A 12702-nucleotide genomic window follows, 5' to 3' on the forward strand; every position below is an offset into this window, starting at 1 on the left:
TCGCCACACAGTCCAGGGAATAGCATCCCGGCGGGGGACATTGAATGCTGATCGCAGGCTGCCACAGGGGACAGGGGATGACATTCTGGTTGCAGAGCTGCGGTGCAACGGACCGATCGGACTGGCCGGTCCCATGACGGCCGAAGCTCCCGCCGACGGCCCGCTGATGACGGTGCCGGAAATCCTGGCGATCGCCTGTCGCCGACGGTGGTGGCTCATCCTTCCGCTGGCCCTGGGCATCGTCGCCGCGATCGCGGCGATACTGACGATCGACCCGCAATATCGTTCGACAGCCACTTTGCTGATCGCGTCGCAGGAAGTGCCGACGACGCTGGTCGCATCCCCCCTCACCAACTATGCCGATGAACGGATCGCGAAGATCCGGCAGCAGATATTGAGCCGCGCCAACCTGGTGCAGGTCATCCGCGATATGCGGCTCTATCCCCGGCAGAGCGCCACGCTGAGCCTGGAAGACGTGCAGAACTTGATGCGCCAGGCGATCAGCGTCGAGCTGGTGGGCGCCGGCAACACCGCCAATCCCGGCCATAATGGCGGCACGACCATCGCGTTCAGCCTTTCCTTCACCTATGACGATCCCGCCATCGCGCAACAGGTGACGGAGCGGCTGACCCGCATGTTCCTGGAAGAGGACAAGCGTCTTCGCACCGAGCAGGCCTCCGGAACGGCGGCCTTCCTGTCGCGGCGGGGCAATGAAATCCGCGACCGGCTGATGGAACTGCAAAAGCGGCGGCGGGAAATCGAGGCGCGCTATAATGGCGCATTGCCCGATCAGGTCGCGCTCAGCACCCAGTCGGCTTCAGCCCTGCGCGCGGAGGTTTCGCGGATCGATGCCGAAACGCAGGGGATCGCGCAGCAGAACGGCATATTGGCAGCCCGGAGCCAGGACCTGGCTGCCGCCCCCAACCCCCAGGCGGAGGCGCTGCGCCTGGCGCAGAACCGTTTGGCACAGCTCACCGCGACTTATTCCGACGCGCATCCCGACGTGGTGGCGGCACGGGCGGCCATCGCCAATCAGGAAGCCGGCCTCGCCGCGCTTGGGCCGTTGAGAGCGGGCGGAGGGGTAATTGCTGCCGAAATCGCATCGGGCCGTGCGCGCATCGGCATGCTGGGCCAGAGGCGGGGCGAACTGGTGGGGGCGATTTCGCAGATGGAGCATCTCACCGCGCAGGCGCCGCAGGCAAGCTATGAACTGAACAATCTGGAACGGGACTATGACAATCTGACCACCCAATATCAGGACATTCGCGAAAAGCAGATGGACGCGCAGATTGCCGCCAATCTCCAGGCCGAGGACAAGGGGGAGCGCTTCACGGTCGTGGACGCCGCCAGCCGTCCCGCCGACCCGGTCTTTCCGGATCGGAAGAAACTGCTCATGACCGGCGCGGGGGCGGGGCTTGCTCTCGGCCTGGTCCTGGTGGCGTCCATGGAATTGTCCGCCGGCCTCATCCATGGGGAGGCCGCCATTGGGCGATTGACCGGCGTGGCGCCGCTTGCCGTGATACCAGCATCCGGCCTGCCGCATCGCGGCGTGGCGGGATTGTTGCGCCTTTCCCTGCCGGGGCTGGCCTTTCCGAAAGGGGGTCGCGATGGTTACGGGGCTTGATGTCGTCGTCGGCGATCTTGGCTATCGTCACCCTGAACCGAAGGTGGGGGCTCGTCCATGTGATCCGGTGACGCTCGACCCGGCGCATCTGGCGGCGAACGGCATATGCGCGCTGGACCATCTGGATGCGCGGTCGCGGAGCTTCATCCTGCTGCGGACGCAGATCATGAACGGTTTTTTCGCGTCGGGCGGCAGGATCATGGCGGTCACGTCGACCCAGCCGGGCAATGGCAAGACGTTCGTCGCGACGAACCTCGCCATGGCGATCAGCCGCGTGCATCCGGTCGTGCTGATCGATCTTGACCTGGCGAAACCCGCTTTGGGCAGTCGCTTGGGCCTGGAACCGCATGCGGGGGTCGACGACTATCTGGCGGGCGCCGCCCCGCTCCCCCTCTGCCGGCAGGAGGTCGATGAACTGCGCCTTTCCGTTTTGCCGGTGCGGCAGCGGCGGCTCGATCCGGCCGGCCTTCTTTCGGGCGACCGGTTCGCCACGCTCTTTCCCGCGCTGGCCGATCCGGAAGGCGATCCGGTCTTCATCGTCGATAGCCCGCCGACGCTGGCCATCGACGAGATATTGGCGATCGGTTCCAGCGTGGAAGGAGTGCTGATGGTGGTCGAGGAAGGGCAGACCCATGCCGACGAGTTGCAGGAGGCCATGGCCCTGCTCGAACCCAGGCCGATCATCGGCACCGTCCTCAACAAGTCGATCGGCGGCATCTTCCGACGGCGCAAGAAGAATTATTATTATGGCGAACGCCTCCTCCTACCCAGCGAGGTGCAACCGTGAGGCCGGGGATCATCCTGGCGGGCGGATCGGGAACGCGGCTGCATCCGCTGACCCGCAGCATCAGCAAGCAATTGATGCCGGTCTATGACAAGCCGATGATCTATTATCCGCTCTCGACATTGATGCTTGCGGGGATCAGGGAGGTATTGATCATCACCACGCCGCATGATGCGGACGATTTCCGACAATTGCTGGGTGACGGTTCGCAATGGGGCCTGAACCTGCAATATGCATTGCAGCCCAAGCCCGAAGGGCTGGCGCAGGCCTATCATATCGGCGCCGATTTTCTTGCGGGCAGGCCGTCGGCGCTGATCCTGGGGGACAATATCTTCTATGGGCAGGGGCTGTCCGACATGCTTGCCCGGGCGGAGGGCCGCCGTTCGGGGGTCACCATCTTCGGCTATCATGTCGACGATCCCGGCGCCTATGGCGTGGTCGATTTCGACCGGCAGGGGCGGGTGGTGTCGATCGAGGAAAAACCGGCGGCGCCCCGGTCCAACTACGCCGTGACCGGTCTTTATTTCTATGACGAGCGGGCGGTGGATTTCGCGGCGCGGCTGCGCCCGTCCGACCGGGGCGAGTATGAGATCACCGACCTTAATCGCCTGTTCCTGGAGGCGGGCGACCTGAACGTCGAACTGATGGGGCGCGGTTTCGCCTGGCTGGACACGGGAACCCACGCTTCCCTGCTGGACGCGGGCCTTTATGTCCGGGTGCTGGAGCAGCGGCAGGGGCTGAAAATCTGCTGCCCCGAGGAAATCGCCTGGCGCATGGGCTTCATCTCCAGCAAGCAGTTCGAGACCTTGGCGGCGCGACTGCGCAAGAGCGGCTATGGCGAATATCTGCTGCGGCAGTTGGAAAGCGGCCCTGCTTCTCCGGGGAGTCTGGCGGCATGAAGATAAGTCCGACACGGTTGCCCGGCGTGATGCTGGTCGAACCCCGGCTGTTCGAGGATCAGCGCGGATACTTCATGGAGACATGGAATGAGCGGGCGGCGGCCCAGGGCGGGATCGAAGCGCGGTTCGTGCAGGACAATCACAGCCGGTCCCACCGCGACATATTGCGGGGACTGCATTATCAGCAGAACAGGCCGCAGGGGAAGCTGGTGCGGGTGGTGCAGGGCGCAGCCTTTGACGTCGCTGTCGATCTGCGTCCGGACAGCGCGACCTTCGGCCGGTGGACCGGGCATGTGCTGTCGGCGGAGAACCGGCACATGCTCTGGGTGCCGCCCGGCTTTGCCCATGGCTTCCTCAGCCTCTCGGACGACACGCATCTGCTGTACAAATGCACGGACTATTACGCCCCCGCGGATGAGAGGGCCCTGATCTGGAACGATCCGGACATCGGCATAGAATGGCCGATCGTCCACATGCCTTGCCTTTCGGCCAGGGACGCCGCGGCGGGGCGGCTGGTGGATATGGGGATGGCCGCGTGATCGATGCCGCGTTCCGGGGCGTGGTCTGGCAGGGGGCGATGCGGTGCGCGTGATGCTGGTGGGCGCGGGAGGGCAACTCGGCCGCGCGCTGGCGGCGACCGTTCCGTCCGGGCTGGCGCATCTGGCAGCCCTGTCGCGCACCGATCTCGACATTGGCGACAGATCGATGATCCAACGCAGGATGGAAGAGATACGGCCCGACCTGATCCTGAATGCCGCTGCCTGGACCGATGTGGAAGGCGCCGAGCGCGAGCCGCACATGGCCCATGCGATCAATGCCGTGGCGGCGGGGCTACTGGCCGAGGCGGCGGCGCGTCATGGCAGCCGCCTTGCCCATATCTCGACCGATTTCCTGTTCGACGGCGCGGCGAACCGGCCTTACCGGCCCGATGATCCGCCCAGTCCGATCAACGCCTACGGCCATTCCAAGGCGGCGGGAGAATGGGTCGTCGCCCAATATCTGCCCGAGGCGCTGATCGTCCGCACCGCCTGGCTCTACGGCCATGAGGGGAAGAATTTCCGCAACACCATGCTGCGCCTGCTCGCGACGCGGGAGGTGGTGCGCGTGGTATCCGACCAGATCGGCACGCCCACCCATGTGCGCAGCCTGGCAAGGGGAATCTGGCGATTGATCGAACATCGGGCCCATGGCATCCACCACCTGACCGATGGGGGAGCGGCGTCGTGGCACGAATTTGCCTGCGCCATCCGGCAAGAGGCGCTGAGGGCCGGCATCTTGCGCAGGGCGGCTCGGATCGAAGCGATTTTGACGGCGGATTTCCCTACATTGGCGCGGCGGCCTGCCTTCAGCCAACTCGATTGCAGCGACAGTTGGGCCTGTCTGGAACGACCACCGCTTCACTGGCGCGAGGAATTGCACCAAATGACTTGGGAGAGGGTGGCGACATGAAGACGCTGTTGGTGGCCGGTGGAGCCGGCTTTATCGGCACCAATTTCGTGCGCCATTGGCATCGGCGCCACCCGCAGGACCGGATCGTCGTGCTCGATCTCCTCACCTATGCGGGCAATGGCGGCAATCTGGACGGGCTGACCCGAGTGGAACTGGTGCAGGGCGACATTTGCGACAGCGCCCTGGTCGAGCGGCTGATGCGATCCGCCGATGTCGACATGGTGGTGAATTTCGCTGCGGAAACCCATGTGGACCGGTCAATTTCGGACCCGGGCGCCTTCATCCGCAGCAATGTGACCGGCACGCACAGCCTGCTCGCCACGGCGCGGAAATTATGGCTGGAGGAAAAGCGGCATCCCGACCGTCGCTTTCATCAGGTATCGACGGACGAAGTGTTCGGCAGCCTGGGACCGGACGAACCCGCCTTCAACGAAAGGACGGCCCATGCGCCCAATTCCCCTTATTCCGCGAGCAAGGCGGGGGCCGATCATCTGGTGCGGGCCTATCACCGCACCTATGGGCTGAATGTCACCACGTCCCATTGTTCGAATAATTACGGACCCTATCAATATCCGGAAAAGCTGATCCCGCTGTTCCTGGCCAATGCGCTGGAGGGGCGGCCGCTGCCAGTCTATGGCGACGGCGGCAATATCCGGGACTGGCTGTTCGTGGAGGATCATTGCCATGCCATCGCGCTGATCCTGGAGGGCGCGCAACCGGGCGCTGTCTATACGGTGGGCGGCGGCAGCGAGATGAGCAATATCGAACTGGTCGACCGGCTGTGCGCCGGCATCGACGCGGCCTTCGCCCGCGATCCGCTTCTGGCGGCGCGCTTTCCGGGCGCGCCGGCGGCGCAGGGCAGGCCCTCGGCGCAGCTCAAGGCCTTCGTGCCGGACCGGCCGGGCCATGACCGCCGCTATGCCATTGACGATGCCCGCATCCGGCACGATCTCGGCTATCGGCCGGCATCCAGTTTCGACCGGCATTTTGCCGATACGCTGCAATGGTATCTGGACAGGCCGGACTGGTGGCGGGCGAAGCTTTCCGACGCGGTTCCGCCCCTTTGGCTGAAGGCGGCTCAGGCAGGCTGAGATCCTTCGCGCCGCATCAGCACGCCGATGGAGTCATATTTCCGTTCCGGCCGCGCGAAGGCGGTCTGCAACAGCAGCAGCAGCGAACGCGGCCAGCTATGGCGGGTGGCGCCTTTGTGCAGGCCGCGCCGGACCAGCCGGTCGAAGATTTCGCACTCCCATCCCCGCCAGCCCGGCGTGAACAGGCGGGTGAAGCCGTTATAATGCAGGGCCGCGACCGTGAAGCCGCCCGCCTCCGTCAACCGCAGCAGGGCCTGTTGGCTGAAGAACCAGAGGTGACGCGGAGCATCGAACATTTCGGAACATTGGCGGAAAGTCTCGAAATGGCGGCAGCCGGCATTGGGCACCTCTATATAGGCCAGCCCGCCGGGGGCCAGCAGGCGGGCGATCGTGCGGATCGCGCGGACCGGGTCCAGGCAATGTTCCAGCGAATGCGACATGACGACCAGATCGAATTGCTGCCCATCCAGCGCGGCAGGCGGTTCTTCGGCGGTGCCGGGGAGCACCGCCAGCCCCCGCGCCGCACAGAAATCCCGTGAACGCTCGTCCGGATCGACCCCCAGGGCCGTGAACCCCCGGTCGCGAAAAGCTTCCAATATCTCGCCGTCGCCCGAGCCTATGTCCAATATGCGGGCCCTGGGCGGCAATTGCCCGGCCACGCTGTCGGGGTCGAAGGGGTGTGCGCGGTCGACCTTCCAGGCGAGGCGGATCAACAGCCGGTCCAGCAGATTGGCCTGTACCGCCGGCATATGGCTTTCGCCATGAGTATAATAGGATGCAAGGTCATAGAGGTCGGCGATCTCGTCCCGACAGGGCATGCGGGCCGCCATTCCCAGGCCGCAATGGTCGCAGCGCAGGACATCCCCGAAGGGCGTCGGCATGTCCTTCTTCGCGTCGATCGGCATGACGATCCAGGGGCGCGTATTGCGGTGACAGACGGGGCAGTCCATTGCCTTGTCTTCCTTCCCTATGCCAGATGGCGCATCATGCCGCTTTCCCGCGCACCCTCCGCGAAGAAGCGCGTTATGTCGCGGATTTGGCCGTCGACGACCATCAGTTCGGCGGGCGGCGCGTGGCTGATGAAATGAAAGGGGCTGGCAGTCAGGCCGTAGGCGCCGCTCTGGTGCACGGCGATGACGTCGCCTTCCTCGACATGCGGCAGTTCCACGGCGCTCGCCAGGCGGTCGATGGAGGTGCAGAGTGGGCCGACAATGTCGATCTTCTCACGCGGTCCCTGGCCGCCCAGCTTGTGCATGCGATAATTGCGGCGGACGACCATGCCGAAATGGCCGGAGGCGGGCAGATGATTGTTCATCCCGCCGTCGCAGATCGCGATGCGCGTGCCGCGAGACTCCTTGGTGGAAACGATGCGCGTCAGGAAATAGCCGGCCTCCGCCACCAGATAGCGGCCAAGTTCCAGCATAAGGCCGCTCTGGCGAAAGCGCGGGTCCATGACAAGGCGATCCAGTTCCGGCCCGATCGCGTCCGCGACGGCCGGCAGGTCGAGCGGCGCGTCGCCGTCATGATAGGGGATGCCCAGGCCCGATCCGAACACCAGTTTTTCCGGCATGAGGTCGTGGTTCGCGCAAAGCCTTCGGAAAATGGTGAGGAAAGCGCGGTAATTTTCAACCACCGCCTCTGCCTTCAGGCATTGGGTACCCGAATAGATATGCAGGCCGACGACCGAGAGCGCGGGCAGGGCGCGAATCTCCGCCAGCGCTGAATCGGCATCCTCCTGATCGATGCCGAAGGGGCTGGGACGGCCCGCCATATGGTCGCCAAAGCCGCGAGGCAGGCTGTCGGGCGCGATGCGGACCAGGACGGGCTGCTTCCTGCCCATGGATCTGGCTATCGCGTCGGCGGCCCGCGCTTCCCGCACGGATTCGACGACCAGCAGGCCAAGGCCCGCCGCCATGGCTTCGCGTAGTTCCTCCACCCGCTTGGCGGGGCCGGTGAAGCTGATCCTGGATGCGTCCCAACCAGCGCCCAGCGCCAGACGCATCTCCCCGATGGAACTGATGTCGAGATGGCCGATGCGGCCGTTCAGCCATGCCAACATGGCTGGATTGGGATTGCTCTTCACGGCGAAGCTGAGGGTGAAGCGGCTGCGGAAGACTTCGTGCAGCCGGGCGATGCGTTCCTCGATCGCATCGGCGGCATAGATGAAGCAGGGCGTTCCGAACCGTTCGGCGGCCTGCGCCAGCATGGCGTCGGACAGCGCCGCCGTCATCGGCTTCGTTCCCCGGCAAAGCGGACGATGCGCGCAGGCGTGTCGAAATTTTCCAGCGTCACTTCGTCGGCCCGGATTTCGATCCCGGCCTGTTCCTCGACAAAGGCGAGCAGGTTGAGCATCGCCACGGAATCCAGCGCACCGGAGGAAAATAGCGGCGTTTCTCCATGGGCGTCGGCGCCGATGTCGGAAAAGCCGCTGATGGTCTGGATCAGGATCGCTTCGGTCAGGGCCATTGCGTCGCTCCCTCGGCAACCGGTGGATTGTGCATGATCTGCGCCTCGCATCGGTGCACGACATCGGTGCGGGCCAGCTTGCCGCTGGCGGTGCGCGGCATGGCGTCGGGCCAGATATGGATGACGCGCGGCACCATATAGGCGGGCATGACCTTGCGGCAGTGCGCCGCCAGCGCCTCCCGCGTTGCGCCGGGGAGCAGGCTTGCCGCAACATGCACGCATTGGCCCAGAAGGTCGTCCTCGACGCCGAATGCGACAACATCGGCGGCCAGCCCGCTGCGATGCACCAGATCCTCCACATCATCGGGGCTGACGCGAAAGCCGCTGGTCTTGATCAGGGCATCGTTGCGGCCGACGAACCAGATGTCGCCATCTTCATCCCGCTTCACGATGTCCCCGCTATGGACGACCGGTTCATCGCCGATCAGATGGGCCAGTTCGGGGCACCGCCTGATCTTATCGGCCGTCGCTTCGGGCCGGTTCCAGTACCCCATGCTGACCAGAGGGCCGCGATGCACCAGTTCCCCGGCCTCCCCCGGAGCGGCGATGCCTTCGCCCGGCTTGACGACATAGACCTGCGCACCGGGAATGGCCCGGCCGATCGATCCCATTTTGGCGTCGAAACGCTGGGGGTCGAGATAGGTGGAGCGGAAGGCTTCCGTCAGCCCGTACATCAGGAAGATACGGGTGTTCGGGAAATGCCGGGGCATGCGCTGGAGGATGTCCAGTGGAATCTTCCCTCCGGAATTGGTGATGAGGCGCAACGACGGGAGCATGACCGGTGTTTCGTCCAGCAGACGGACGAGCTGTATCCAGAGCGGCGGCACGGCGGCCATGCCGGTGACGGCGTGGCGTTCCAGGGTGCGCAGGATTTCCGTCGCCATGGCGAGCGGCTGGTGAACCACGGCGCCGCCGAGCAGCATCATCGTCATCAACTGATTGAGCCCATAGTCGAAACTATAGGGCAGGACGCTGAGCAGGCGGTCCTCGCTGCGCAGGCCAAGATAGCGGGCCACCGACCGCGCGCCGGCCAATATGTTCCGGTGGCTGAGCATCACGCCCTTGGGCTTGCCGGTCGAGCCGGAAGTATAGATGATCGCCGCCAGTTCGCTGTCGAGGCCTGCGGCGGGAGGCGCCTCGTTCGCCGGTTGGCCGGCCCAAAGGTCGGCTGTCAGCACCGTCGCTGCGACATCGTGCAGCCTGACGGCGATCGGCGGTTCCACGATCAGCGCCGACGCGCCGCAATCCTCCGCCACAAACAGAAGCTGCTCCAGCGTGAAGGCGGTGTTGACGTTGACGATCACGCCCCCGGCCCGTGCTATGGCCAGCATGGCAGCGACTTCCCGCATGCTCTTGCGCAACTGGACGATGACCCTGTCGCCCGGTTTCACATCATGGTGAAGCAGGCAGGCGGCGGCTCGTTCGACTTCACGGCCGACCTCCCCATAGTTGTAGGAGCGGTCGGGGTCGATCAGGAAACATGCGTCTGCTCGCTCGGGAAGATTATCCGCGAACAGTTCGAACAGGGTGGTGGAAAGCGCGCTCATGACAGCTTGCCCAGCCGGGGCAGTATCCGTGCGGGCGATCCCACGGCGATGGAGTCCGATGGCACATCCGTCGTCACCGCCGTATTGGCGGCGATCCGCACGCGGTCGCCAATCCTGACGGGACCAAGTACAGTAGAATTGACGCCGATGAAGACGTCGTTGCCGATGATCGGTACGCCTTCGCCCATATTGGTGCCGATGGTGACATTATGCATCACGCCCAGCCTGTCTCCGATAATGGTGTCGGGATGGATCGACAACGATCCCTCGCAATGAATGATGTGGAAACCCTGTCCCATCTGGACATGGGGCGGTATCCATATCTTGGTGATGTTGGCGACGATGATATTGGTGAAACCATAGAGGCGCGACACCAGCCTGCGTCCAAGCGCGGTGCGGCGGTAAAGCCCCCAACGCCCGAAGCGATAGAGGCAGAGCGACAGGAAGGCGGCATTGGCGGCTGTCGAGCCGTGACGCCGGTAATCGGCCGCGACCGCCGCCAGCAGGGCTGAGAAACGCGCCTCATCCCGGGTGGGCCCGCAGTTCGCGGCGGTGCCGTCATGCAAGATCGAGGGTTCGTTCGACCTCGTCGCCATCGACGATGAAGGCTTCATGCGTTCCCACTCCGACTAGCATTGAATAATCCTGGCCCTGCCGGTCCGTCAGCCTTTTAAGTGCCGAGACGGCCCGGTCCGGCGGCTGGATGACGAAGGCGCGGGCATCGGGCGGCATCACCGCCAGCCCGTGGACCAGATGGCTTCCCTCTACCCCCGCCACCACCGACGCGCCGCCGCACAGGCGCACGATCTCCTCAAGGCTGGCGGTGGAGGGGTCCAGGATGGTGAAACCGCGTTTGACCGCGAGCCGCTCTGCAATGGCCTGCTCATTGGCCAGGACCCGCGGCGCCCCGCTTCGCCCGCGCAACAGGAATATGCCCGGATGCCGATCGATCCGCCCGCCGGTCAGCCGCAGGCGGAGCAGGTCCGCGCGCTGCCGCTTATGGTCATTGTGCGACTGGTCGTCGAACAGGATCAATTCCGCGAAGCGCGCCGACGCCCTGCGCAGGGGATGCATGCCCAGCGCCCGCTCATAAGCGGTCATATGGCCGCTGGCGGCCCGAGCGGTAAAGGGCTGGCCGCAATATGCCGCCAGATCATGGGTCAGGCAATCGTCGCTCAGCCAGTTGCCGAACCAGCGGTTGCCGAGCCAGCTTTCATAAAGGACCGCATCCAACAGGTCATGCGGCACGAGGTGGACAGGCAGCCGTGCCGAGCGCCGCTGCAAATGCCGCACCGCATCCCCCGCATAGAGCACGCCGTCGGTCAGCAGCACGTTCTTGAGACGATAGCCCATGGTGGGCGGCTGCATCGCGCCGAAGCCGCCGATAAAGTCCCTTACCACCTCCGCGACGCCGCCGAATTCGGCGCCCCTGATCCGGTAGAGCTGGCCGCCAAGCTTCTTCGCGGGGCGGACCTCCACCACATTGCCCGGTGCGATCTGCCATCGATCGACGGCGGCGGTGAGGATGTCGGGCGGGCGCTTGCCCAGGAGCCGGTGCAGCCCGTTCACACCCGGCCGCCAGGTGGGGCGGCGCGACCAGCGCGGCGGTGTTTCCGGCGGTGCTTCGAAGCTATGCATGTGGGATGCTATGCGCAAGGATCGGCCCCCTCCCGGCAGGGCAGGAGCAAAGTCGCATGCCCGCATGAAAGATCGTATCCCGCCGATGCAGGGGCCAGGATCGCGACATGCAAAACCGCTTCTGAAAAATCGGCAGGGAAGATTGCGGGCAGCATCATAGGGAGGCCGGCGGGATCAACCGCAGCAGAGGCGAAAGCTGGCGATGCCACAGGACGGCGTTGCGTTGCCGTTGCGGCAAATATCTGGCCAGCCGCGCGATGTCCCGCCGTTTCATCCCCGTCCGTTCGCACAGGAAGGGATGGCGGGGCCGGCGTGCGAAATAGCTGTAGAAGATCGCCGCCCGGTCGCGCGCCGTCGCCGGCTTGCCGCGATGATAGAAGCGTGCGGTGTCGGTGAAGATGACGGTTCCGCGCAACCCCTCGCAACTCACCAGATAGGGGGCGATCGGTTTGTCCAGGCGCGCCTCCAGCTCCGCATCGTCCGCCAGTTCGTAGGAAAAGCCGCTGCGGTCGTCCTGCACGGCCCCGTGGCGGCTGATGATCTGGAACGGGCCGCCCGCATGGTCGACATCGTGCAGATAGACGGCGACCTTCATCATCCGCCGGTCTTCCCAATCCCTGTGCCATTTGCGCGTGGATACGGCGCGCCCGTCCGCGACCGTGTAGTTGATGATCGCCCCGTCATAGGCGACGGGCAGGCCGATATAGGCCTCCGCAATGTCCAGCAGCCGCTCGTGCAGGCCCCATCGGAAAATGCGGGGATTGGCGACGATCTGTTCGGGCGGAACATAGAGAAAGGTCTGGCCGTCCCTTGCGCGGCTGTGTGCTTCCTCCGCAAAGCGATGGGCCAGCATGGCGCTGGTATCGATCATCGCCTCGCTGCCCGGCAGGCCAAGCGCGTCGATCTCCGTCACGAAGACGCCGTCTTCCTCCAGCGCATCGACGATCTGCCGCCCGATTGCGTCCAACCGGGGAAGACGGGGACGATGGCGCATGAGGGCCGCGTCATGTCTTGCCCCCAGCCATTCGCGGAAATGCACGTTGTTGCAGATGCGCAGGGCCGTCCTGGCAGGCATGTCGCGCAGCCACTGGACGGGGCGATGAAGAGCATTCTGCATCATCTTGCATCCATCTCCCTCGCAAGTGCCGACACGCTAAAGGGTGAAGCGCGGCAGTCCTATTGGCGGATTGACGTCCATCCTAGC

At 64.9% G+C, this 12702-nt stretch carries 13 protein-coding genes; 6 read left to right on the top strand and 7 right to left on the bottom strand.

The window, feature by feature from the left end:
• Window positions 1–133: 133 nt before the first annotated feature.
• Genes K7W03_RS00860 through rfbB form a run of 6 tightly spaced genes read left to right on the top strand, consistent with a single transcriptional unit; the run spans window position 134 to window position 5847 of the window.
• Window positions 134–1624, top strand: a complete 1491-nt coding sequence (locus K7W03_RS00860; protein ID WP_222885260.1) for a GumC family protein — start codon at window positions 134–136, stop codon at window positions 1622–1624.
• Complete coding sequence (locus K7W03_RS00865) at window positions 1608–2411, top strand: CpsD/CapB family tyrosine-protein kinase (protein ID WP_222885261.1); 804 nt, start codon at window positions 1608–1610, stop codon at window positions 2409–2411. Before K7W03_RS00860 ends, K7W03_RS00865 begins: the two co-directional genes overlap by 17 nt.
• Window positions 2408–3307: a glucose-1-phosphate thymidylyltransferase RfbA gene (gene rfbA, locus K7W03_RS00870; RefSeq protein ID WP_061935083.1), complete on the top strand. Its 900-nt coding sequence runs from the start codon at window positions 2408–2410 to the stop codon at window positions 3305–3307. The genes K7W03_RS00865 and rfbA overlap by 4 nt, the downstream gene beginning before the upstream one ends.
• Entirely contained in the window at window positions 3304–3846 is a 543-nt protein-coding gene (rfbC, locus tag K7W03_RS00875) for a dTDP-4-dehydrorhamnose 3,5-epimerase (protein ID WP_222885262.1), read from the top strand. The genes rfbA and rfbC overlap by 4 nt, the downstream gene beginning before the upstream one ends.
• A 52-nt stretch (window positions 3847–3898) precedes the next feature.
• Window positions 3899–4756: a dTDP-4-dehydrorhamnose reductase gene (gene rfbD, locus K7W03_RS00880; protein ID WP_226869609.1), complete on the top strand. Its 858-nt coding sequence runs from the start codon at window positions 3899–3901 to the stop codon at window positions 4754–4756.
• Window positions 4753–5847 (top strand): dTDP-glucose 4,6-dehydratase, encoded by a 1095-nt coding sequence (rfbB, locus tag K7W03_RS00885; RefSeq protein ID WP_222885264.1) that lies wholly within the window; start codon window positions 4753–4755, stop codon window positions 5845–5847. Before rfbD ends, rfbB begins: the two co-directional genes overlap by 4 nt.
• Here rfbB and K7W03_RS00890 read toward each other — a convergent pair.
• From K7W03_RS00890 to K7W03_RS00920, 7 genes are all read right to left on the bottom strand, one after another.
• Window positions 5835–6797, bottom strand: a complete 963-nt coding sequence (locus K7W03_RS00890) for a class I SAM-dependent methyltransferase (RefSeq protein ID WP_222885265.1) — start codon at window positions 6795–6797, stop codon at window positions 5835–5837. The two genes, rfbB and K7W03_RS00890, sit on opposite strands and share 13 nt — an antisense overlap.
• A gap of 17 nt (window positions 6798–6814) precedes the next feature.
• Window positions 6815–8077: a type III PLP-dependent enzyme gene (locus K7W03_RS00895; RefSeq protein ID WP_222885266.1), complete on the bottom strand. Its 1263-nt coding sequence runs from the start codon at window positions 8075–8077 to the stop codon at window positions 6815–6817.
• Entirely contained in the window at window positions 8074–8313 is a 240-nt protein-coding gene (locus K7W03_RS00900; RefSeq protein ID WP_222885267.1) for an acyl carrier protein, read from the bottom strand. The genes K7W03_RS00895 and K7W03_RS00900 overlap by 4 nt, the downstream gene beginning before the upstream one ends.
• Window positions 8304–9860 (bottom strand): AMP-binding protein, encoded by a 1557-nt coding sequence (locus K7W03_RS00905; RefSeq protein WP_222885268.1) that lies wholly within the window; start codon window positions 9858–9860, stop codon window positions 8304–8306. The genes K7W03_RS00900 and K7W03_RS00905 overlap by 10 nt, the downstream gene beginning before the upstream one ends.
• Entirely contained in the window at window positions 9857–10456 is a 600-nt protein-coding gene (locus K7W03_RS00910) for a serine O-acetyltransferase (protein ID WP_226869595.1), read from the bottom strand. Before K7W03_RS00910 ends, K7W03_RS00905 begins: the two co-directional genes overlap by 4 nt.
• Complete coding sequence (locus K7W03_RS00915; RefSeq protein ID WP_222885270.1) at window positions 10419–11498, bottom strand: glycosyltransferase family 61 protein; 1080 nt, start codon at window positions 11496–11498, stop codon at window positions 10419–10421. Before K7W03_RS00915 ends, K7W03_RS00910 begins: the two co-directional genes overlap by 38 nt.
• A 154-nt stretch (window positions 11499–11652) precedes the next feature.
• Window positions 11653–12618: a hypothetical protein gene (locus K7W03_RS00920; RefSeq protein WP_226869596.1), complete on the bottom strand. Its 966-nt coding sequence runs from the start codon at window positions 12616–12618 to the stop codon at window positions 11653–11655.
• Between the last annotated feature and the right edge of the window lie 84 nt (window positions 12619–12702).

Source organism: Sphingobium sp. PNB (assembly GCF_019873065.1).
Classification (GTDB): Bacteria; Pseudomonadota; Alphaproteobacteria; order Sphingomonadales; family Sphingomonadaceae; genus Sphingobium; species Sphingobium fuliginis.

Bases quoted from the DNA above. Each gene is read 5' to 3' on its own strand.
- K7W03_RS00860 (WP_222885260.1), top strand. From the start codon at position 134: ATGACGGCCGAAGCTCCCGCCGACGGCCCGCTGATGACGGTGCCGGAA.
- K7W03_RS00865 (WP_222885261.1), top strand. From the start codon at position 1,608: ATGGTTACGGGGCTTGATGTCGTCGTCGGCGATCTTGGCTATCGTCAC.
- rfbC (WP_222885262.1), top strand. From the start codon at position 3,304: ATGAAGATAAGTCCGACACGGTTGCCCGGCGTGATGCTGGTCGAACCC.
- rfbD (WP_226869609.1), top strand. From the start codon at position 3,899: ATGCTGGTGGGCGCGGGAGGGCAACTCGGCCGCGCGCTGGCGGCGACC.
- rfbB (WP_222885264.1), top strand. From the start codon at position 4,753: ATGAAGACGCTGTTGGTGGCCGGTGGAGCCGGCTTTATCGGCACCAAT.
- K7W03_RS00890 (WP_222885265.1), bottom strand. From the start codon at position 6,797: ATGGACTGCCCCGTCTGTCACCGCAATACGCGCCCCTGGATCGTCATG.
- K7W03_RS00895 (WP_222885266.1), bottom strand. From the start codon at position 8,077: ATGACGGCGGCGCTGTCCGACGCCATGCTGGCGCAGGCCGCCGAACGG.
- K7W03_RS00900 (WP_222885267.1), bottom strand. From the start codon at position 8,313: ATGGCCCTGACCGAAGCGATCCTGATCCAGACCATCAGCGGCTTTTCC.
- K7W03_RS00905 (WP_222885268.1), bottom strand. From the start codon at position 9,860: ATGAGCGCGCTTTCCACCACCCTGTTCGAACTGTTCGCGGATAATCTT.
- K7W03_RS00910 (WP_226869595.1), bottom strand. From the start codon at position 10,456: ATGGCGACGAGGTCGAACGAACCCTCGATCTTGCATGACGGCACCGCC.
- K7W03_RS00915 (WP_222885270.1), bottom strand. From the start codon at position 11,498: ATGCATAGCTTCGAAGCACCGCCGGAAACACCGCCGCGCTGGTCGCGC.
- K7W03_RS00920 (WP_226869596.1), bottom strand. From the start codon at position 12,618: ATGATGCAGAATGCTCTTCATCGCCCCGTCCAGTGGCTGCGCGACATG.